Raw genomic sequence first — 19,377 nt, 5'->3', positions numbered from 1 at the left:
TCTTCCCGGCGCCCGGCCGGGGCCCCCGTCAGGTGCGCCGGCGGTGGTCGCGGAGCACCACGCCGCCGCCGATCAGCAGGGCGACCAGCAGGGCGCCGATGCCCAGCACGTAGGTCGCGGTGCGGCCGTCGCGGTCGGCCTGGGTCTCGCCGAGGCCGAGCGGGCGCGGCACGATCGACGCGGAGGCCAGCTCGACCGGCGGGTCCTCCACCGGGCGGTCGGCCGGTGCGGCGGGCGCGGTGGTCACCGCCTTCACCGGGTCGACCACGCCCCAGCCGATGTACTCGTTCGCCTTGCGGTCGGTGCGCTGCGCGGTCTGCTCGATCCAGGCCCGCACCTGGCCGGGCTTCCAGTCCGGGTGCGCGCCGACCAGCAGCGCCGCCAGCCCGGAGACGTACGGCGCGGCGAAGCTGGTGCCGTTGTCGACGCACTGCCCGGCGCGCGGGACGGTGGAGAGCATGTCGACGCCGGGGGCCGCGACGTCCACGAAGTCGCCGTACTGGGAGAAGTAGGTGCGCTCGTTGTTGCGGTCGGAGGCGCCGACGGCGAGCACCGTGCGGAACGCCGCCGGATAGGTGTCGCCCTTCTGGCCGTCGTTGCCGGAGGAGGCGACCACCACCACCCCGCGGTTCTCCGCGTTGTCGATCGCGGCCTTCAGCTCCTCGTAGCCGACGAACCGGGTGTCACCGGCGCCGCGCACGTCCTGGGAGATGTTGATGACCTTGGCGCCCTGCTGGACCGCCGAGTTGACGGCCGCGACCAGCGAGTGCACGTCACCGTTGCCCTCGGCGTCGTTCTGCCGGATCGACAGGACCGTGGCGCCCGGGGCGATCCCGACGAAGCCGGTCCGCTCGCTGCGGGCGGCCGCGATGATGCCCGCGACCTTGGTGCCGTGGCCGACCCGGTCGTCCTTGCCGCCGCCCTCGACCTGCTTGCCCTCCTTGTCCTTGAGCAGCGAACCGCCGTCGAGGACCTTGTTGGCGAGCTGCGGGTTCTGGTCGTCCACCCCGGTGTCGATGACCGCGACCAGCACCCCGGCGCCGGTGACCGTGCCGCCCTGCCAGAGCTCGTCCAGCACCATCCGCTGGAGCGACCACGGCACGGTCTGCACGTCCTGGGCGTTCTTGCCGCACTCCCCCGCGGCCGAGATGCCCGGCCCGTCCGCCGCCGCCGGCACCGTCAGCGGGCCGCCCAGCAGCGCGAGCGCGGCCGCCGCCGCGGCCGCCGTCCGGTACCTGACCACCGGCACCCTGCCACCCCTCATGTCGTCCACCTGGTTGCACGCTCGCGCGCCAAAGGCGGGTGCCCGCGAGGGGGCACCCGCCCTACGGCGCGCCGGGTCCGGCGCGAGCCGTCAGCCGGTCCAGAGGGTGGCGTTGCGGCTCTCGGTGTTGTGGTAGCTGGTGGCCGCGTCGTCCAGCGACTTGGCGATCTGCTCCAGCACCAGCTGCAGGTGCTCGGCACGCTGGTCCCACTTGGTCTGGTGGGCCTGGTAGCCCTGCTGGGCGGCGCCCTCCCAGCTCGCGGCGATCTTGGTGACGCCGCCCTTCAGCTCCTCCAGCTGCGCCTTGATGGTCTGCGCGGTCCGGCGGACCTCCGCGCTGGCGCTCTTGATGGTCTCGAAGTTGACGAGAATGTGGTCGGCCACGATGTCTCCTAGTCGAGGCTGCGCGGCACCCCGTCACCCGGGGTGCGCGTCGCGGGGTGAACGGACGGAGCCGAGGCTCAGGCGCCGGCGGCGGCGGAACCGAAGATCGCCTGCTGGTCGGCGTCGGCCTGCGAGTACTTCTGGGTCGTGAGCTCGATCGCGTCCTTGATGGCGCGCAGCGACTTGTTCAGCTCCTGGGCGTCCGTGTTGAACTGGCCCTGGAGGTTGGTGTACGCCGTCGCGGCCTGGCCCTGCCAACCGCTGGTGATGGAACCCACCAGGTTGTTGAGGCCGTTGATCTCGGTGTTGATCTTGTTGATGACCTCGTCCATGTGCTTGGCGAACGCCAGCATCTCCTGAGCGGTCGTCTTGAACTGACCCATGCTCTACCGTCCCCCATGAGACAGACCTCGTGGCCGGGGGTCGCTTTCCGGCCCCCGGGCATCACCGGTGTGATGTCCTGCAGCACTGTAGTCGGCACACGCAGCTCACCCAACACCGGGCGACGGGCAGTTACCAAGCCATGACATCGAGACCAATTCCTTTGCGCCGCCCGGGCAGAGGCTCCCCGGACGCTCCGTCACCCGGCCGGGCCCCGCGCCGTCGGCCGGGCGTCCGGCCGGCGGTCAGACGTTCTGCTGCTGCGCCGCGCTCTTCGCGTTGAGCGCCGGGCCGACCGGGACCAGGTTCGACCACTGCTGCGGCACCAGCGCCGGCTGGAGGCCCTGGTAGCCGAGCCTGGCCTGGTTGCCGCCCGCCTCCTCGGGCTGCGGCGGCCCGGACGGCGTCGCGCTCGGCGCGGCGGGGGTCTTCGCCGCCCCGCCCTGGCCGGCCGGCTGTCCCGGCTGGGCCGGCGCGGTGGTCTGGCCGCCCTTGCCGCCCTCGCTGCTGGCCGGCACCGCGTAGCGCAGCCCGGTCTCGGTGATGAGGAAGTCGGTGCCGGAGCCCTCCGCGGCGTTGTCCAGCGCCCGGTAGAAGAGGCCGTGACCCGGCGTCACATGGGCGGTGGCCGTGCCGTTGCTGTAGCGCACCGGGTAGTCGGGGCCGGCCCAGACGCTGCGCTTCGGCGTCCGGCCGTCCTCCGCCACCCCGTCGAAGGTGCTGCAGACCACCGGACGCGCGTCCTTCGGCGCCTTCCAGTTGTTGGCCGGCGCGCCCGTGGCCACCGGCCAGTCGGCGGCGCCCTCGGCCATCAGCGGCACGTCGCTGTTGACCAGGGCGTGCTCGGCCGGGGTCAGCTCGTCGACCCGCGGGGTCCGGTTGGCGTCCTGGTTGTACAGCGGCTGCAACAGCGGGTTCTGCCGGATGAGTTCCGCCTGGAACGGGGTGATCAGCAGCAGCCGGTCCTTGCCCACCACGTAGTGCTTGTCGCCGAACCTGACCAGCCGGCCGATCTTGCGGTCCTCCGGGTTCTGCAGCGGCACGGAGGAGTTGGCGGCCTTGGTGTCCGGCACCAGGCCGTCGATCCTCGGGAAGACGATGTCGCTGCCCGGCACCAGGGTCTCCAGCCAGTCCTTCTTCACCTTCTGCGGGACGGCGGTCGGCCCGAAGACCGCGCCCATCAGCTGGGTGCGGGTCGCGTCCGAGTCGCCCTGGCCGCCGATCGCGTGCCGACGGCCCTTGTCGTCCACCAGGAACAGCTTCAGCTTCCCCTGGCCCGCGCCCTGGCCGGAGGCGGCGACCTGCGGGTCGTCCGCCTGCTGCACCAGCAGCGCCTGGCCGACGTCCAGCTTCCGGTCCCTCGCGCCGAGCGCCTCCGCGTCCGCGCCGCCCGCCACGAACACCGCCTGGTCGACGGTGCTGCCCTGCTCGTCGCCCGGGCGGTCGCAGACCGACCACTTCATCGGCCGGCTCGCGTTCTCCTTGCTCGGCAGCTTGTCCGGCGCGTACGGGATGCCGATCGTCGGACCGTGGTTGGGGTAGCGGTCCAGCACGCCGTCGTCGACCACCACGACCTTGGAGTCCACCGGCAGCACCAGCCGCGCCGAGGCCATGTTCAGCACCTGGTGCAGCCGCTTGGTCCTCCCGTCCGGGTCGGTCAGCACCACGTACCGGGTGGTGCTCTGCTTGCCCTGGACGATGTACTTGCCCTCGTCCCAGCCCACCGGTGCGCTCGGCTTGAACACCCCCCAGACGCCGAAGCCGCCGACCATTAGCGCGCCCACGATCACGCTCGGCAGGACCGCCTTGACCGGCCGCGGCGCGTCCTCGTCGCTCCCCCCGCCGCCGGGCAGCAGAAAGGCCGCGACCGTGCGCTTGCGGGCGAAGGTGTAGGCGTTCAGCTCGTCGCGGCGCGATGCCATCCTCGTCGTCTCCCCTGTCGGACCGTCCTGCCCCGTGTCCCGCACCCCCCGGGCGAGAACGCGCTCGAACCCTCTACGATGCGGCAGCAGACGGTGAGTACGGTACGGGTACGGTTCACGCACCGGCCAGCCGGGCCGCGACAACCGAACCAGGAAGGGGCACTCGGGGGATGCCAAGCCAGACCGCTCCAGGACGCCGGAGCACGGCACGGGGCAGTGGTGAACGCCGCCCGGCACGACGCGACCGGGCCGGCGAAGGCGGCTCCCCCGCCCCCGACCGGGCCCCGCGCCGGGACCGCTCCGGCGGCGCCGACGGCCGCGTCGCGGTCCGCGTCCACCCCCGCCCCGGACTGCTCGGCGGCCGGCTGAGGCTCCAGCAGCTCGTGCTGGTCGAGGTCGCGGTGGCGCTGGTCGCGGTCGGCTGGACGATCAGCCGCCCGGTCGCCGCCGGCTTCGGCGCCGTCGCCCTGGTGCTGGTCGTGCTCGCGATCGTGCCGCTGCGCGGGCGCACCATCCCCGAGGCGCTGCGGGTGCGCGCCGCGCTCAAGGCCCGCCGCAAGCGCGCCCGGGCGCACGTCCCGGCACCCGGCACCGACCCGGCGCTCGCCCCCGCCCTGGAACTCGAACCCGCGCTGCGCACCTGCACCCACGCCACCGAGACCGACTTCGGCGGGCGGCCGGTGCGCCGGGAGACCGGCATGGTCGGCGACGGCACCTTCCTCAGCGCCGTGCTGCTCGTCCAGGCCAAGGACCTGCCGCTGCGCCCGGCCCGCACCGCCCGGCCGCTGCCGCTGGACGTGCTCTGCTCCGCGCTGCGGGTCGACGACATCACCCTGGAGTCGGTCCAGCTGGTCCAGCACACCCAGCCGGCGCCCGCCCCGCACCTGCCCGAACAGTCGCTGGCCGCCCGCGCCTACCGGGAGCTCGCCGACGGCACGGCCACCCCCGCGCTGCGGCTCACCTGGGTGGCGCTCAAGCTCGACCCGGAACGGGCGGCCACCGCGGTGCGCGCCCGCGGCGGCGGCGAACAGGGCGCCCGCAAGGCGCTCCAGCGGGTCACCGACCAGCTCGCCGGGCGGCTGAACAGCGCCGGCTTCAACGTCACGGTGCTCGACGAGCGCGAGCTGATCGCCGCCCTCGCCATCTCCAGCTGCGTCAACCCGCTGGCCACGGCCGGCCGCCAGGGCACCGGCAGCGGCGGCGGCAGCGGACGGCGCACCCAGGAGACCAACCGGTTCTGGCGGGTCGACGACCGCTGGCACAGCACCTACTGGATCTCCCGCTGGCCGCAGCTCGGCCGCCCCGGCGGCGCCCCCGGCCGGATCGCCGTCCCCGACCTGGTCAACCTGGTCACCGGCGCGCCCGCCCTGGCCGGCACCTTCAGTCTGACGGCCGGTCACGGCACCGGCGGCTCGGTGGCCCTCAGCGGCCACGTCCGGGTGACCGGGCGCAGCGAGAGCGAGGCCGTCGACCTCGGCCGGCAGGTGGAGGCCCGGGCGCAGAGCGCCGGACTCGGCCTGACCCGGCTCGACCTGGAGCAGGCCCCGGGCGTCCTCGCCACACTGCCCCTGGGAGGTGCTTCCTGATGGCGTACCGGACCCACCCCGTCGCCGCCCCGCAGAGCGGCGCGGAGCCGCAGCCCCGGGTCCGGCCCCGGCTGCTGCCCGGCTTCGGGCTGCGCGGCCCGCGCCGGGAGAAGCACGTGCTGACCCTCGCCGAACTGGAGGCGATGTCCTTCCCGGTCGGCGACGACGGCGTGCTGATCGGCGAGGACGTGCACCAGGGACGCCCCGCCGTGCTCGGCCTGTTCCGGCCCAGCGCCCACGACCTGGTGCTGGTCGGCGGCCTCTGGACGGCGCAGGTCATCGCGCTGCGGGCGGCCGCCACCGGCGCGCGGATCGCCGTCGAGACCGCCCGTGCCCACCTGTGGGGCCCGATGGCGCAGGCCGCGGGCGGCGGGCAGCCGTGCGTGACGGTCCACCAGCCCGGGCGGCTCGGCCCGCAGGGCGCCTCGGTCGGCTCTCCGGTGCTGGTGGTGCGGGACCTCGGCGCCCGTCCGCCGCGCAGCCGGCTCTCCGCCACGCCCTGGCAGACCGTGCTGACCCTGGTGCCGCACCTGGGGCCGAACGCCGTGCGGGTGCTCAACGGCGCCGACCTGGTCGGGGTGCAGCGGGTGATGCCGGAGGAGGCCGAACTGATCGGCCGGGTGCTCTCGCTCGGCACCGGCGAGGTGGCCGCACTGCCGTCCCTGTCGGACGATCTGACGCTGTGGACGACCCGGATGAACCGTCAGTACGTACGGATCGTGGCCGGCCAGGCGGAACAGCAGGTCCTGGGCGGTCCACGGCGCCTGGACTGACCCCCGGAGGGCCGGCCGCGGGCCGCGCCGGGGCCGTCCGCGGCCCGTCCGGAGTTGCAGCACCGCCTTCAGCCGGGGGTGGCCCACGGCCTAGGCTGTGAGAAGGCAACGGCACCGCGAACAGGCGGCGGCGAACACGAGGGAGCCTAGGTGAGCAGCGATCGGGACGGCGTCTACGTCGGCGACAACGCGGCGGAGGACGACGACGACTGGTCCGACGCGCCCGACTACACTCCCCCGTCCTGGTACGTGCAGACGGACGCCGCGAGTGCCCCGGCGCCGGATCCGGCAGCGGCCGCGGCCGCGCCGGGTGCCCCGGTGACGCCGCCTCCGGGCGGGGCGTCCGCTCCGGCGGAGACGCCGGCGCCCGCGCCCGCACCGGTCGTGGCGGCGCCCGCCGTCCAGGCCCCGGCGCCCGTCCAGGCGGCGCCGCAGCCGCAGCCGCAGCCGGTCGAGGCCGTCGCTGCCGCGCCGGTGCCCACGCCCGTTCCCGCCCCCGCACCCGCCGAGCCGTTCGCCGCGCCGCCGGCCGCCGCGCACGCCGCCCCGGCCGCGCACGCCGTCCCGGCGGCGGAAGCCGTCCCGGCGCCCGCTCCGGCAGCTGCCCCGGCTCCCGCGCCCGCCCCGGCGGCGGGCCAGGGCTGGCCGCCGGCCGACCCGTCGGCGCCCCAGCCGTACCCGGCCCCGGCCCCGGCCCCCGCCCCCGCACCGCCGCAGCCCTACCCGGCGGCGCCGGGCCAGCCGCAGCCCTACCCGCAGGACCCGGCCGCCTGGGCCGCCGCCCAGCAGGCCCAGCAGGCGGCCCAGCCGCCGCAGGCCCACCCGCAGCCCGGGCAACCGCAGCCCGGCCAGGTCGCGCCGCCCGCCGCCGCCGACCCGCGCGCGGCCGGCTGGCCGCAGCCCGGCGCCTACCCGCCCCAGCAGCCCGCGCAGCCCCAGCCCGGCGCCCCGCAGTGGGGCCAGCCGCCGGCCGCGCCCGCCGCGTTCCAGCAGGCCGGCGCCCCGCAGCAGACCGCGCACGGCGCGCCGCTCGGTTACACCGCCGCCGTCGAGCTGTCCTCGGACCGGCTGCTGCGCAGCCAGCCGAAGCAGCAGCGCCAGCAGCCGCGCTTCCAGTTCGGCGGCAAGGCGGCGGCCGCGGAGAAGGCCCGCAAGCTGGAGATCATCCGCACCCCCGTGCTCAGCTGCTACCGGATCGCGGTGATCAGCCTCAAGGGCGGCGTCGGCAAGACCACGACCACCACCGCCCTGGGCGCCACGCTGGCGAGCGAGCGCCAGGACAAGGTGATCGCGATCGACGCCAACCCGGACGCCGGCACCCTCGGCCGCCGGGTCAAGCGGCAGACCGGCGCCACCATCCGCGACCTGGTGACGGCCATCCCGCACCTGCGCAGCTACATGGACATCCGTCAGTTCACCTCGCAGGACCTGCACTCGGGCCTGGAGATCCTGGCGAACGACGTCGACCCGGCCGTGTCGACCACCTTCAACGACTCGGACTACCGCCAGGTCATCGACGTGCTGGGCCGCCAGTACCCGATCATCCTGACCGACTCCGGCACCGGTCTGCTGTACAGCGCGATGCGCGGGGTGCTGGACCTCGCCGACCAGCTGATCATCGTCTCCACGCCCAGCGTGGACGGCGCCTCGTCCGCCTCCACCACCCTGGACTGGCTCTCCGCGCACGGCTACGCCGACCTGGTGCAGCGGTCCATCACGGTGGTCTCCGGGGTCCGCGAGACGGCCAAGATGATCAAGGTCGAGGACATCGTCGCGCACTTCCAGACCCGCTGCCGCGGCGTGGTCGTGGTGCCGTTCGACGAGAGCCTGGCGGCCGGCGCCGAGGTCAACCTCGACATGATGCGGCCCAAGGTCCGCGAGGCGTACTTCGACCTGGCCACCCTGGTCGGCGAGGACATCGTGCGGGCCCAGCAGGCCGCCGCCCAGCAGGCGAGCTGGCAGCAGGCCCCGCCGCAGCAGGCGGCCCCGCAGCCCCCGGCGCCGGGCTACCCGCAGCCCCAGGGCGGTCCGCAGCCCCAGCCGCCGTACGGCCAGCCGTACCCGTACGGCTACCCGCCGCAGCCCGGCCAGCCCGGTGCCCAGCCCGCACCGGGCGCGCCCTGGGCGCAGCAGCCCGGCCAGACCCCGCCGCCCCCGGCCGGGTACGGCTACCCGCCGCAGCAGGGCGCCCAGCCGCAGCCGCCCGGCCCGCCCCCCGCCTCCCAGCCGCCGGTCCCGGAGTGGCAGCAGCCGCCGGCCCCCGGCTACGGCTACGCCCGGCCCGAGGACGCCCAGCAGCCGCCGGCGGGCTACGGCTACCCGCCGTCCGCCCCGCCGCAGCAGTAGGAGCCGACGACGAGGGCCCGCCGACCTCCCGGTCGGCGGGCCCTCGTGCCGTTGCGGCGGCGCCGGTCGGCCGACGCCGGTCAGCCCGCGTCGGTCAGCTCGCGGGCGCGCTTCACGTCGTCGGCCATCCGGTCCAGCAGCGCCTCGATGGAGTCGAACTTCTCCATCCCGCGCAGGTAGACCAGGAACTCCACCGCCACGTGCAGCCCGTAGAGGTCCAGGCCGACCCGGTCGATGGCGTACGCCTCGACGGTGCGCGCGGTGCCGTCGAAGGTCGGGTTGGTGCCGACCGAGATCGCGGCCGGCATCCGCTCGCCGTCGGCCGTCAGCCAGCCCGCGTACACGCCGTCGGCCGGAATCGCGCTGTGCGGCACGGTCTCCACGTTGGCGGTCGGGTAGCCCAGCTCGCGGCCGCGCTGCGCACCGCGCACCACCACGCCCTCCACCCGGTGCGGACGGCCCAGCACCTCCGCCGCCCCGGCCACGTCGCCGGACCCGACCAGCCGGCGGGTCAGCGTCGAGGAGAACGGCTCGCCGTCGCCCGCGGTGCCGCGCACCTGGAGGTCCACCACCTCGACGCCGCAGTCCGCGGCCCGGCCGAGCTCCGCCAGCAGCCCGACGTCGCCCGCCGCCCGGTGGCCGAAGCGGAAGTTCGGCCCCTCGACGACCAGGCAGGCGTGCAGCGCCTCCACCAGCACCTGCCGGAAGAACTCCTCCGGCGACTCCTTGGAGAACTCGGTGGTGAACGGCAGCACCAGCACCGCGTCCACGCCCAGCTCCTCGATCAGCTCAGCCCGGCGAGGCTGCGGGGCGAGCAGCGGCGGGTGGCTGCCCGGGCGGACCACCTCGCTCGGGTGCGGGTCGAACGTGACCACCACCGAACGCACGCCCCGCTCGCGGGCGCGCTCGACCACCCGGTTGATGATCAGCTGGTGTCCGCGGTGCACCCCGTCGAACGAGCCGATGGTGACGACGCTGCGTCCCCAGTCATCGGGGATCTCCTCCAGGCCACGCCAGCGCTGCACCTGACCGCTCCTTGTTCCCTACGGTGCGTACCGTCGGTACGCTCAAACGCTCAAAACCCGAACCCCTATAGCGTGCCATGCGCCTCTCCCGAGTTCGGCACCGGAAGGCAACTTGGTCGCACCACCCGGTGCCGGGGCACGGCGGCGGACGTCCGGAGCGCCTCGCCGCCGCCCGTGCGCTCGGCCTGCGCCGCCGCGTACTGCGGGTCCCGCCCGGCCGCCACCAGGGCGCGCAGCCGGTCCAGCCGGGGCCCCACCGGGCGGGCCGGGCGCTCGTCCCGCGGCCAGCGCGCCAGCAGCGCGGCGAACGCCGCCGAGCGGCTCGCGCAGCGCACCAGCAGCGTGTCGGCGTCCGGCAGCCCGGCCGCCGCCCGTACCAGCACCGCGCGGGCCCGGGCCGGCCGCTCCGCGGCGCAGTGCTCGGCCAGCCCGGCGACGGCGGCCGCCAGCACCTCCGGGTCCCCCTCGGTGGCCAGCAGGGTGTCCAGCAGCTCGCAGCGCAGGGCGTCCGCCACCGGATCGGGCACCGGGCGGGAGAGCGCCTCGGCGAACGGCCGGCGCACGGCCGCCGCGCGGGCCGCCAGGGCGCTGCTCAGCAGCACCCGCAGCTCCAGCCGGGCCACCGCCCCCTCCACCACCCCGCGCGCCAGCCGGCGGCCCAGGTAGTCGACGGCGAGGGGACCGGCCAGCTCCGGCCGTTCGCGCAGCAGCCGGGCCGCCAGTTCGGCGGCGCACCGGACGGCCAGCGGCGACCGGGCGTCGGCCAGCACCCGCAGCGTCCCGGCCACCGGCGCGCCGGCCGGTCCCGCGCCGGCCGGGCCGCCCAGCCGGTCCGCCAGCGCGGCGAGGACCGGCTCCGGATCGCTCTCCAGTGCCGGGGCCAGGGCCCGCGCGGTCAGGAACCGGTCCTCGCCGCGCCGGTACACGGCCAGCGCCGCCGCCAGGTGCCCGGCCCGGCTCCGCCCGTCCCGCAGCAGCAGGGCGAGCGCGGCGCCGTGCAGGGCCGGCTCGTCCTCCCGGGCCAGCAGGGCGAGCGCGGCGAACCGCAGCAGTTCGGGGCCGGCGCCGCGGGCGTGCGGGGCGGTCCGCAGCCCGTGCACCGCGGCGGCGACGTGCCGTTCCGGCCGGGGGTCGTGGCTCCAGCGGTCCACCGCCCGGCAGAGCGCCGACGGCTCCTCGGCGGCCAGCACCGCCAGCAGCGCGTCCGCCCGGGGGTGCGCGGCCCCGGCCAGTGCCTCGGTCAACTCGTCCAGGGCCAGCGCCCGGTGTGCGAACAGCAGGTCGTGCGCGAGGTCGGCGACGACGGCCCCGGGCCGGCCGGGGAGGCCGCGCGGGTCGTCGAACCAGGCGCACAGCAGCGGCACGACGCCCGCCGGGTCGGCGCGCAGCCGGGCGGCCACCGCGGCGAGGAACGGCCGCCGGGGCCCGTCGGCGGCCACCAGCCGCCGGTACAGGTCGAGTTCGTGCTCCACCGGCAGCCCGAGGGCGGCCCAGAACCCCGGACCGAACCCGCCCGGCCCCGGCACCGGCAGCCGCTCGAATCCGCCCGCGACGGCCGACCGTTCGACGATCCGCTCGGCCAACTGCTCCAGCAGCGCCCGGTGTTCGCCGATGTCGGGGCCGTCCGCCAGGCCCGCGGTGAGCAGCGCGCCGGCCCACCAGGCGGGCTCGCTGCCCGGCGGGCGCAGGTCCACCGCCCGCCAGAGCCGGTGCAGCCACGGGTCCAGCGCCGGCGCGCCCCAGGTCTCGCCGATCCTGCGCAGCGCGGCGGCCACCGGGCCGATCCGGTGCCGCGGCACGACGGCGCGGCCGGCGGGTGCCGCCGCGGGGGTGTCCTCGGCCTCGCCGAGCAGCAGCCGCAGCGCCGCGTCCAGGTCCAGGTGCAGGCCCTGCAGCCAGTCGGCGAACTCCCCATACGCGAAGCGGTGGCCGGGCCCGGCCGGGACGAACAGTCCCTCCGCCAGCACGGCCGCCGCCCATCCGCCGGCCACCGGGAACAGTTCCTCGAACGCGGCCCGGCCCAGGCCGCCCTCCCCGGCGCCGAGCATCCGCCGGGCCGCCTCGTGCATCCGTCCCGCCACCGCCGCCGCCGTCCGCCGCACCCGACCGGCTGCCTCCCCGGCCGGTCGGACCGCGCCGCGCCGGTGGGCCCCGGGCCGCCGGGAGCGGCCGTCCTCGACGAGCCGCCGGGCCACCCGCAGACAGCACAGGTCGAGGTGGGCGGCGAACAGCTCACCGCGGCGCACCGGCTCCCCGCGCAGCCCCTCCGCCCACAGCTCCCCGGCCAGCCGGACCGCCAGGGGGTGCCGGGCGTCCGCGTCCGCCGGCCACCCCGGCGGCAGCCCGTACCGTCGGCGCACCCGGTCCGCCGCCCCGACGGGCAGCGGCCCGAGCCGCCGGACCACCGCCCCCTCCGGCCCCGCGCCCGGCGCCAGCGCCGCCCAGCCCTCCTCCCCGCAGACGGCCAGCAGCCGCGCACCGGTCGCCGCCAGCCACCCCGCCGACGCCCGCAGCCAGTCCGCGTCGAGCGGTACCGGCGACTCCTCCGGCCCGTCCAGGACCACCAGCAGCGGCCGACCGGCCGCCGCGCAGAGCGCCGCCACGGCCGCCGCGCCGGGCGGCGGCACGTCCAGCCCGGCCGCCGCCGGCACGAGCGCCCGCTCCACCGCTCCCGCGAGCGAGCGGTCCCCGGCCGTGAGGTCGGCGCCGCGCAGCCACACCGTGGGCCGCGGGCACTCCCCGCCGCCGCGCCGTACGGCCACGGCCGCCGCCTCGGTGCTCCGCCCCGACCCGGGCGCCCCCACCAGCGCCACCACCCCGGCGTCCGCCGCCCCCGTGCCCCCGAGCGCACCCCGCACCCCGGCGTCCGGCCCCGGCCACGCGCCCCCCGGCCTCGCCGCACTCCCCGTCGCCGACAGCCCGGCCCACTCCACCAGGCCGTCGGGGCGCTCCACCCGATCCGCCGCCAGGGCGGCCACCCGGCCCGGGCCCGCGCTCGCCCCCGCGACCTGGGCGGCCGTCAGCCGGAGCACCCCGGCCAGGTTGAGCGCGCGCCCGTAGGCGGGAACGTCCGCGGCATTGCGCGCCAGCACCTCGGCGAGCTCCGGCCCGGCCGCGACGGCGCCCCGCACCGGGACGGCGGCCGGCGGCCCCGGCCGTCCGGGCACCCGCAGACCGGGCACCACCACGGCGACCACCGCACCGCTCGCGGCGTCCAGCACCGGCGCCCCGGCCGGGACCGCCGCCGCGTCCGCCGCCGAGGGCACGTCGAGCAGCAGTACGCCCTCGATCGGGTGGAAGCGGCCGCCCTGCGGGTACACCGCCGCGGTGGTCGCGGCGGGGCCGCACCGCAGCAGCACCGTCCGCCCGTCCGCCCGCCCCTCGCCCGGCGCCGGGACGGTCAGCAGCAGGCCCCCGCCGCTCCCGCCCTCCGGCGGCTCCGCGAGGGGCAGCAGCGGGACCGGCAGCCCGCCGGCCGGGCCGGTGCACAGCAGGGCGAGGCCCTGCCCGGGCAGCAGCCGGACGTGCTCCGGGCCCACCACCCTGGTCCGTCCGCCGCGCAGCTGGAGCACGATCCCGTCGAGGCCCGCGACGGCCTCGTGGGCGGTCAGGACGGTGCCCTGCCGGTCGACGGCGAAGCCGAGCCCGCGCAGCCGCCCGTCGCGGTCGCGGATCCGCAGCAGGGCGCGGCCCGCGCCGCCCGCCGGGCCGGTGTCGTCGTCCTCCCCCGGAGAGCTCCTGAAGCCCCGCAGTCCCGGCATGCCCGCAGCCCTCCCCGCAGGACCGGGCGGCCCGGGAGTGGACTCGTCGCAACGGCCTGCGCGCCGCCGGGGAGCCTGCCCGGCGCGCGCGCGGACGGACCGCCCCCGCGCCGGTCACGACCGCCGTTCACTCCGCGCGCTCCCCCGTGCGGGTGAAACTCCTCCGGGCACCGGCCCCGCGCGGCCCGATCAGCCGACGAAGACGGCGACCGGCCGGGCCTGGCCGCCCTTCTCCTCCACCAGCGCCAGGAAGGTGCCGTCCGGCCCGAACACCGCGATCGGCCCGTCCACGCCCATCCCGGGCGCCTTCAGCCGGGCGCCGTGCGAGAGCTGCTTCGCCTGGTCGGCGTCGAGGTCCCAGCGCGGGAAGGCGGCCGCCGCGGCCGCGCCGATCGGCAGCACCTCCAGCGCCGCGCCGGAGCCGCCGGTGACCGACTCCTCCAGCTGCTCCAGGGTGCGCGCCGACTCCACCCCGTACGGGCCGACCCGGGTGCGCCGCAGCGCCGTGAGGTGGCCGCCGACGCCGAGCCCGGCACCGAGGTCGCGGGCGAGCGCCCGGATGTAGGTGCCGGAGGAGCACTCCACGGTGACGTCCAGGTCGATCACCGGCGTCCCGTCCTCCGCCACCGCCGCGCGCTGCCCGTGCACGGTGAACGCGTGGATGGTGGTCGGCCGGGCGGCCAGCTCGAAGTCCTCGCCCTCGCGCACCCGCGCGTAGGACCGCTTGCCGTCGATCTTGATCGCGGAGACCTTGGACGGCACCTGCATGATCTCGCCGGTGAGCGCGGCGATCCCGGCGTCGATCGACTCGCGGCTCACCGCGTCGGCCGGGGTCGAGGAGGTGACCTCGCCCTCCCGGTCGTCGGTGACGGTGGTCTGGCCGAGCCGGATCGTCGCCTCGTAGGTCTTGGCGGTGAGCATCAGGTGACCGAGCAGCCGGGTGGCCCGCTCGACCCCGATCACCAGCACACCGGTGGCCATCGGGTCGAGGGTGCCGGCGTGGCCGACCTTCCGCGTCCCGGCCAGCCACCGCAGCTTGGCGACCACCCCGTGCGAGGTGATGCCCTCCGGCTTGTCGACGATGACCAGGCCGTCCGGACCGGTGCCTTTGCGCTTCATCAAGTTCTCTCTGTCAAAGCCCTACACACATCAACCGCACCGCAAAGCTACCGAAGCCGCGGCGCGGCTACCGAACCCGCAGTGCGGCCCGGAACCGCTCCACCACCACGGCGACGTCCTCCCGGGCCGAGAACCCGGCCGCGAAGACGTGGCCCCCGCCGCCCATCCGGGCGCAGGCGGCCGCGACGTCCACCGCGCCCTTGGAGCGCGAGGAGCCGCGCAGCGTGCCGTCCGGGTCCTGCTTGAGCACCAGCGCCACCTCGGCCTCGGCCGGGCGGCGCAGGATGTCGATCAGACCCTCGATCTCCTCGACGGTCACGCTGAACAGCACCAGGTCCTGGTACGGCACCCAGGTCCACACCAGCCCCAGCCCGCCCGCCGCCTGCGGCTCGTAGACGGCCCGGTCGAGCGCGCCGGCCAGCACCTTGAGGTAGCCGAAGGAGGAGGTGTCCCACAGCTGCCGCGCAATGAGGTCGTGCCGGATGCCGGTGGCCAGCAGCCGCGCCGCCAGCTCGTGCGTCGCGGGGGTGGTGGCCCGGTACTTGAACGAGCCGGTGTCGGTGGCCACACCGGTGTAGAGGCAGGTCGCCAGGTCCTCGTCCAGCTCGACGCCGAGCCGGCGCAGCAGCTCGTCCACCAGGACGGCGGTGGCCGGGGCGCCCGGGTCGATCAGCTGGTGGGTCCCGAAGCCGGGGTTGGAGGCGTGGTGGTCGAGGACGGCCAGCACCGGCGCGGCGAAGGCCTTGTCGTGCAGCAGGCCGAGCCGGCTCTCCGCCGCGACGTCGAAGCAGAGCACCAGCTCGGGGACGTCGGGCACCGCCGAGGCCGGCACGATCAGCTCCTGGCCGGGCAGGAAGGCCAGCGACTCGGGGACGATCTGCGGGTCGTCGCCGAAGGAGACCCGGACGTCCTTGCCGAGCCCGCGCAGGGCCAGCGCGGCCGCCAGCGCGGAGCCGAGCGCGTCGCCGTCCGGGCAGATGTGGCAGATCAGGTCGACCGAGCGGGCCCGCCCGATCTCCGCGACCACCTGCTGCCAGACCAGTTCGGCCCCGCTCTCCTCGGCCCGCGGTCCGGGAAGCACCGCGAGGGCACCCTCCACCGTGTCGGTGGAGGACGCCCCCGTGGTCGAACCGGAACCGGCCGCCGAACCGGCCGCCGCCGGCTCACCCGCCATGACTACTCGTCCTCGTCGTCACGCTCGGCCGCCGGAACCTTGTACGGGTCCGCGTCACCGGCGTAGGTCGCGCCCGCGGCAGTGGTGCGCACCGCGGCGTCGATGGCCCGGGCCCGGTCGAGCAGGTCGTCGATGTTCCGGGCGTTCTCGGGCAGGGCGTCCGCGACGAAGGTCAGCGTCGGGGTGAAGCGCACCCCGGTCTGCTTGCCGACCTCGGAGCGGAGCACGCCCTTGGCGCTCTCCAGCGCGGCGGCCGTGGCCTCACGCTCGGTGTCGTCGCCGAAGACGGTGTAGAAGACGGTGGCCTCGCGCAGGTCCCCGGTCACCCGTGCGTCGGTGATGGTCACGAACCCGAGCCGCGGGTCCTTGATCCGGCGCTCCAGGGTCTGGGCGACGACCACCTGGATGCGGTCGGCGAGCTTGCGCGCCCTTGCGGTGTCGGTCACGTTGCCTCCTCGTGCAGTGGGCCGGGTACCCGGGCGTGCTGCGCGCCCGTCGGGGCCCCTGCCCCAAAGTACCGGCCCGCGCCCAGCCTTGTGGGCGCTCTCGGTCCTGATCTGTGTGAGAACGGCGACTCACGCCGCCCGGCTCCACAGCTCTCATTCGTCGTCGTCGTTGTGGTAGCGCCTCCTGGCGGAGAGCAACTGAACCTCGGGGCGGCCGGCGACCAACCGCTCACAGCTGTCCAGGACCTCGGTGACGTACCCGGCCTCGCCGGACACCACCGCCAGACCGATCTCGGCCCGGCGGTGCAGATCCTGGTTCCCGGTCTCCGCAGCGCACACGCTGTACTTGCGCTGCAGTTCGGCCACGATGGGCCGCACGATCGACCGCTTCTCCTTGAGCGACCGGACGTCGCCCAACAGCAGGTCGAAGGTGAGTGTTCCCACGAACATGTGTGACAGGTCAAGCCGACCTGGAAGGCCTCGGGGAGCGGCCCCGAACGGGACCGCTCCCCGGACCCTACACAGCAGGACCGGGGCCGGTCGACGGGAATTCCACCCGTCGGCCGGCCCCGGCAGCCACCCGCTTACGCGCGCGGCTTCTCGCGCATCTCGTAGGTCTCGATGATGTCCTCGACCTTGATGTCGTTGAACGAGCCCAGGGTCACACCGGCCTCGAAGCCCTCGCGGACCTCGGTCGCGTCGTCCTTGAAGCGGCGCAGACCCTCGATGGTGAGGCTCTCCGCCACGACCTTGCCGTCGCGCAGCAGGCGGGCCTTGGCGTTGCGGCGGATGATGCCGTCGCGGACCAGGACACCGGCGATGTTGCCGAACTTGGAGGAGCGGAAGACCTCGCGGATCTCCGCGGCGCCGAGGCGCACCTCCTCGTACTCCGGCTTGAGCATGCCCTTGAGGGCGTTCTCGATCTCCTCGATCGCCTGGTAGATGACCGAGTAGTACCGGACGTCCACGCCTTCCTTGTCGGCCGCGGCACGCGCACGGCCTTCGGCGCGCACGTTGAAGCCGATGATGATGGCGTCCGAGCCCATCGCCAGGTCCACGTCGGACTCGGTGATGGCACCCACACCGCGGTGCAGGACCCGGAGCTCGACCTCCTCGCCCACGTCCAGCTTGACGAGGGCGTCCTCAAGGGCTTCCACCGAACCGGAGACGTCACCCTTGATGATGAGGTTGAGCTGCTCGATGGAGCCGGCGGCGATGGCCTTGTCCAGGTCCTCCAGGGACACCCGGACCCGACGCTGCGCGAAGGCGGCGTTGCGGTCGCGGGCCGAGCGCTTCTCGGCGATCTGGCGGGCGGTGCGGTCCTCGTCGACGACGATGAAGCTGTCGCCGGCGCGGGGCACCGAGGTCAGACCGAGCAGCAGCACCGGGCGGGACGGGCCGGCCTCGGAGAGGCTGTTGCCGTTCTCGTCCAGCATCGCGCGGACGCGGCCGTAGGCGTCGCCGACCACGATCGAGTCGCCGACGCGGAGGGTACCGCGCTGCACGAGGACGGTCGCCATGGCACCGCGGCCCTTGTCGAGGTGGGCCTCGATGGCGATACCCTGCGCGTCCTGCTCGGGGTTGGCCCGCAGGTCCAGCGAGGCGTCCGCGGTCAGGACCACGGCCTCCAGCAGCTGGTCGATGTTCAGGCCCTGGCGCGCGGAGATGTCGACGAACATGGTGTCGCCGCCGTACTCCTCGGCCACCAGGCCGAACTCGGTCAGCTGACCGCGGACCTTGGTCGGGTCGGCGCCCTCGACGTCGATCTTGTTGACGGCGACCACGATCGGCACACCGGCGGCCTTGGCGTGGTTGAGCGCCTCGACCGTCTGCGGCATGACACCGTCGTTGGCCGCGACCACCAGGATCGCGATGTCGGTGGACTTGGCACCACGGGCACGCATGGCGGAGAACGCCTCGTGACCCGGGGTGTCCAGGAAGGTGATCGGGCGCTCTTCGCCGTTCACCATCGTGGCCACCTGGTAGGCACCGATGTGCTGGGTGATGCCACCGGCCTCGCCGGCCACCACGTTGGACTTGCGGATGGCGTCCAGCAGGCGGGTCTTACCGTGGTCGACGTGACCCATGACGGTGACGACCGGCGGGCGCGGGGCCAGCTGGTCCTCGTCGCCCTCGTCGGCGCCGAAGTCGATGTCGAACGACTCCAGCAGCTCGCGGTCCTCGTCGTCCCGGCTGACGATCTCCAGCTGGAAGCCCATCTCGTCGGCCAGCAGCTGCAGCGTCGCGTCGGAGACCGACTGCGTCGCGGTGACCATCTCACCGAGGTTGAACATGACGGAGACGAGCGCGGCCGGGTTGGCGTTGATCTTCTCCGCGAAGTCCATCAGCGAGGCACCGCTCGACAGGCGAACGGTCTGGCCGTTGCCGCGAGGCAGCATCACACCGCCGACGGACGGGGCCTGCATGGCCTCGTACTCCTGGCGCTTCGCCCGCTTCGACTTGCGGCCACGGGCCGGACGGCCACCGGGGCCACGGCCGAAGGCACCCTGCGTGCCACCACGGGCACCCGGGCCACCCGGACGGCCGCCGAAGCCACCCGGACGCGGACCGAAGCCACCGCCGCCGCCACCCGGGGCACCGCCACCGGGACGCGGACCGCCGAAGCCGCCACCGGCCGGACGCGAGCCCGGACCGGCCGGACGGCCCTGGAAGCCCGGACGGGCACCACCGGGCGCACCCGGACGGCCACCGGGGCCACCCGGACCACGGCCACCGGGGCCGGGACGCGGGCCCGGACCGGCCGGACGCTGCGGCATCATGCCCGGGTTCGGACGCGGCATGCCCGACGGGGTCGGACGCGGGCCGGCCGGACGCGGCATGCCGTCGGGACGCGGAGCACCGGCACCCGGGGCACCCGGAGCGGCCGGACGCGGCGCGCCACCGGGACGCGGGGCACCACCCGGACGGGGAGCGCCGGCGCCGGGGGCACCCTGGCCACCCGGACGCGGACGGTCACCACCGGGACGCGGGGCACCCGCACCGGGGGCACCCTGGCCACCCGGACGCGGACGGTCGCCACCCGGACGGGGACGGTCGCCACCCTGGCCGGCCGGAGCACCCGGACGGCCGCCCGGCGCGCCCGGACGGCGGTCGCCGGGACGGGCCATGCCGGTGGCACTGCCCGAGGTGAACGGGTTGTTGCCCGGACGCGGACCGGCCGGACGCGGGCCCGGAC

General features: G+C 75.8%; 14 protein-coding genes. 3 read left to right on the top strand and 11 right to left on the bottom strand.

Going from position 1 to position 19,377, the window contains the following annotated elements; genetic code table 11:
• Positions 1 to 28: 28 nt before the first annotated feature.
• From mycP to ACFXAM_RS18120, 4 genes are all read right to left on the bottom strand, one after another.
• Entirely contained in the window at positions 29 to 1,264 is a 1,236-nt protein-coding gene (gene mycP, locus ACFXAM_RS18135) for a type VII secretion-associated serine protease mycosin (RefSeq protein WP_380292289.1), read from the bottom strand.
• Between the two features lie 90 nt (positions 1,265 to 1,354).
• Positions 1,355 to 1,648, bottom strand: a complete 294-nt coding sequence (locus tag ACFXAM_RS18130) for a WXG100 family type VII secretion target (RefSeq protein ID WP_380292287.1) — start codon at positions 1,646 to 1,648, stop codon at positions 1,355 to 1,357.
• A gap of 77 nt (positions 1,649 to 1,725) precedes the next feature.
• A complete protein-coding gene (locus ACFXAM_RS18125; RefSeq protein ID WP_380292285.1) occupies positions 1,726 to 2,031 on the bottom strand; it encodes a WXG100 family type VII secretion target in 306 nt (101 codons plus the stop codon).
• A gap of 243 nt (positions 2,032 to 2,274) precedes the next feature.
• Entirely contained in the window at positions 2,275 to 3,951 is a 1,677-nt protein-coding gene (locus ACFXAM_RS18120; protein ID WP_380292283.1) for a type VII secretion protein EccB, read from the bottom strand.
• A gap of 170 nt (positions 3,952 to 4,121) precedes the next feature.
• Here ACFXAM_RS18120 and eccE point away from each other — a divergent pair, with 170 nt between their 5' ends.
• The 3 genes from eccE to ACFXAM_RS18105 all read left to right on the top strand — a co-directional run bounded on the left by eccE (position 4,122) and on the right by ACFXAM_RS18105 (position 8,656).
• Positions 4,122 to 5,537, top strand: a complete 1,416-nt coding sequence (gene eccE, locus ACFXAM_RS18115) for a type VII secretion protein EccE (protein WP_380292281.1) — start codon at positions 4,122 to 4,124, stop codon at positions 5,535 to 5,537.
• Positions 5,537 to 6,310, top strand: coding sequence for a hypothetical protein (locus tag ACFXAM_RS18110; RefSeq protein ID WP_380292279.1), 774 nt, complete (start codon positions 5,537 to 5,539; stop codon positions 6,308 to 6,310). Before eccE ends, ACFXAM_RS18110 begins: the two co-directional genes overlap by 1 nt.
• Before the next feature lie 150 nt (positions 6,311 to 6,460).
• Positions 6,461 to 8,656 carry a MinD/ParA family protein gene (locus tag ACFXAM_RS18105; protein ID WP_380292277.1) on the top strand — a complete coding sequence of 732 codons (2,196 nt, stop codon included), beginning with the start codon at positions 6,461 to 6,463 and terminating at the stop codon, positions 8,654 to 8,656.
• An 80-nt stretch (positions 8,657 to 8,736) separates the two neighbouring features.
• Here ACFXAM_RS18105 and ACFXAM_RS18100 read toward each other — a convergent pair whose 3' ends face one another.
• The 7 genes from ACFXAM_RS18100 to infB form a co-directional block, all read right to left on the bottom strand.
• Positions 8,737 to 9,681, bottom strand: coding sequence for a bifunctional riboflavin kinase/FAD synthetase (locus tag ACFXAM_RS18100; RefSeq protein WP_380292275.1), 945 nt, complete (start codon positions 9,679 to 9,681; stop codon positions 8,737 to 8,739).
• Positions 9,682 to 9,746: 65 nt separating this feature from the next.
• Positions 9,747 to 13,442 (bottom strand): serine protease, encoded by a 3,696-nt coding sequence (locus tag ACFXAM_RS18095; protein WP_380292273.1) that lies wholly within the window; start codon positions 13,440 to 13,442, stop codon positions 9,747 to 9,749.
• A gap of 189 nt (positions 13,443 to 13,631) precedes the next feature.
• Complete coding sequence (gene truB, locus ACFXAM_RS18090; protein ID WP_380292271.1) at positions 13,632 to 14,561, bottom strand: tRNA pseudouridine(55) synthase TruB; 930 nt, start codon at positions 14,559 to 14,561, stop codon at positions 13,632 to 13,634.
• Positions 14,562 to 14,628: 67 nt separating this feature from the next.
• The gene (locus ACFXAM_RS18085) at positions 14,629 to 15,735 is read right to left on the bottom strand and encodes a bifunctional oligoribonuclease/PAP phosphatase NrnA (RefSeq protein WP_380292269.1); all 1,107 of its coding nucleotides are present in this window, start codon (positions 15,733 to 15,735) and stop codon (positions 14,629 to 14,631) included.
• 2 nt (positions 15,736 to 15,737) lie between these two features.
• Positions 15,738 to 16,181: a 30S ribosome-binding factor RbfA gene (gene rbfA / locus ACFXAM_RS18080; protein WP_355372127.1), complete on the bottom strand. Its 444-nt coding sequence runs from the start codon at positions 16,179 to 16,181 to the stop codon at positions 15,738 to 15,740.
• 153 nt (positions 16,182 to 16,334) lie between these two features.
• Complete coding sequence (locus ACFXAM_RS18075) at positions 16,335 to 16,631, bottom strand: DUF503 domain-containing protein (RefSeq protein ID WP_350554301.1); 297 nt, start codon at positions 16,629 to 16,631, stop codon at positions 16,335 to 16,337.
• Between the two features lie 134 nt (positions 16,632 to 16,765).
• Positions 16,766 to 19,377 (bottom strand): translation initiation factor IF-2 (infB, locus tag ACFXAM_RS18070; RefSeq protein ID WP_380292267.1); only part of this gene is annotated, 2,612 nt, incomplete at its 5' end.

It is taken from the genome of Kitasatospora sp. NPDC059462 (assembly GCF_042749955.1).
Taxonomy (GTDB): Bacteria; Actinomycetota; Actinomycetes; order Streptomycetales; family Streptomycetaceae; genus Kitasatospora.
This window is presented reverse-complemented; position numbering and strand designations above follow the sequence as displayed.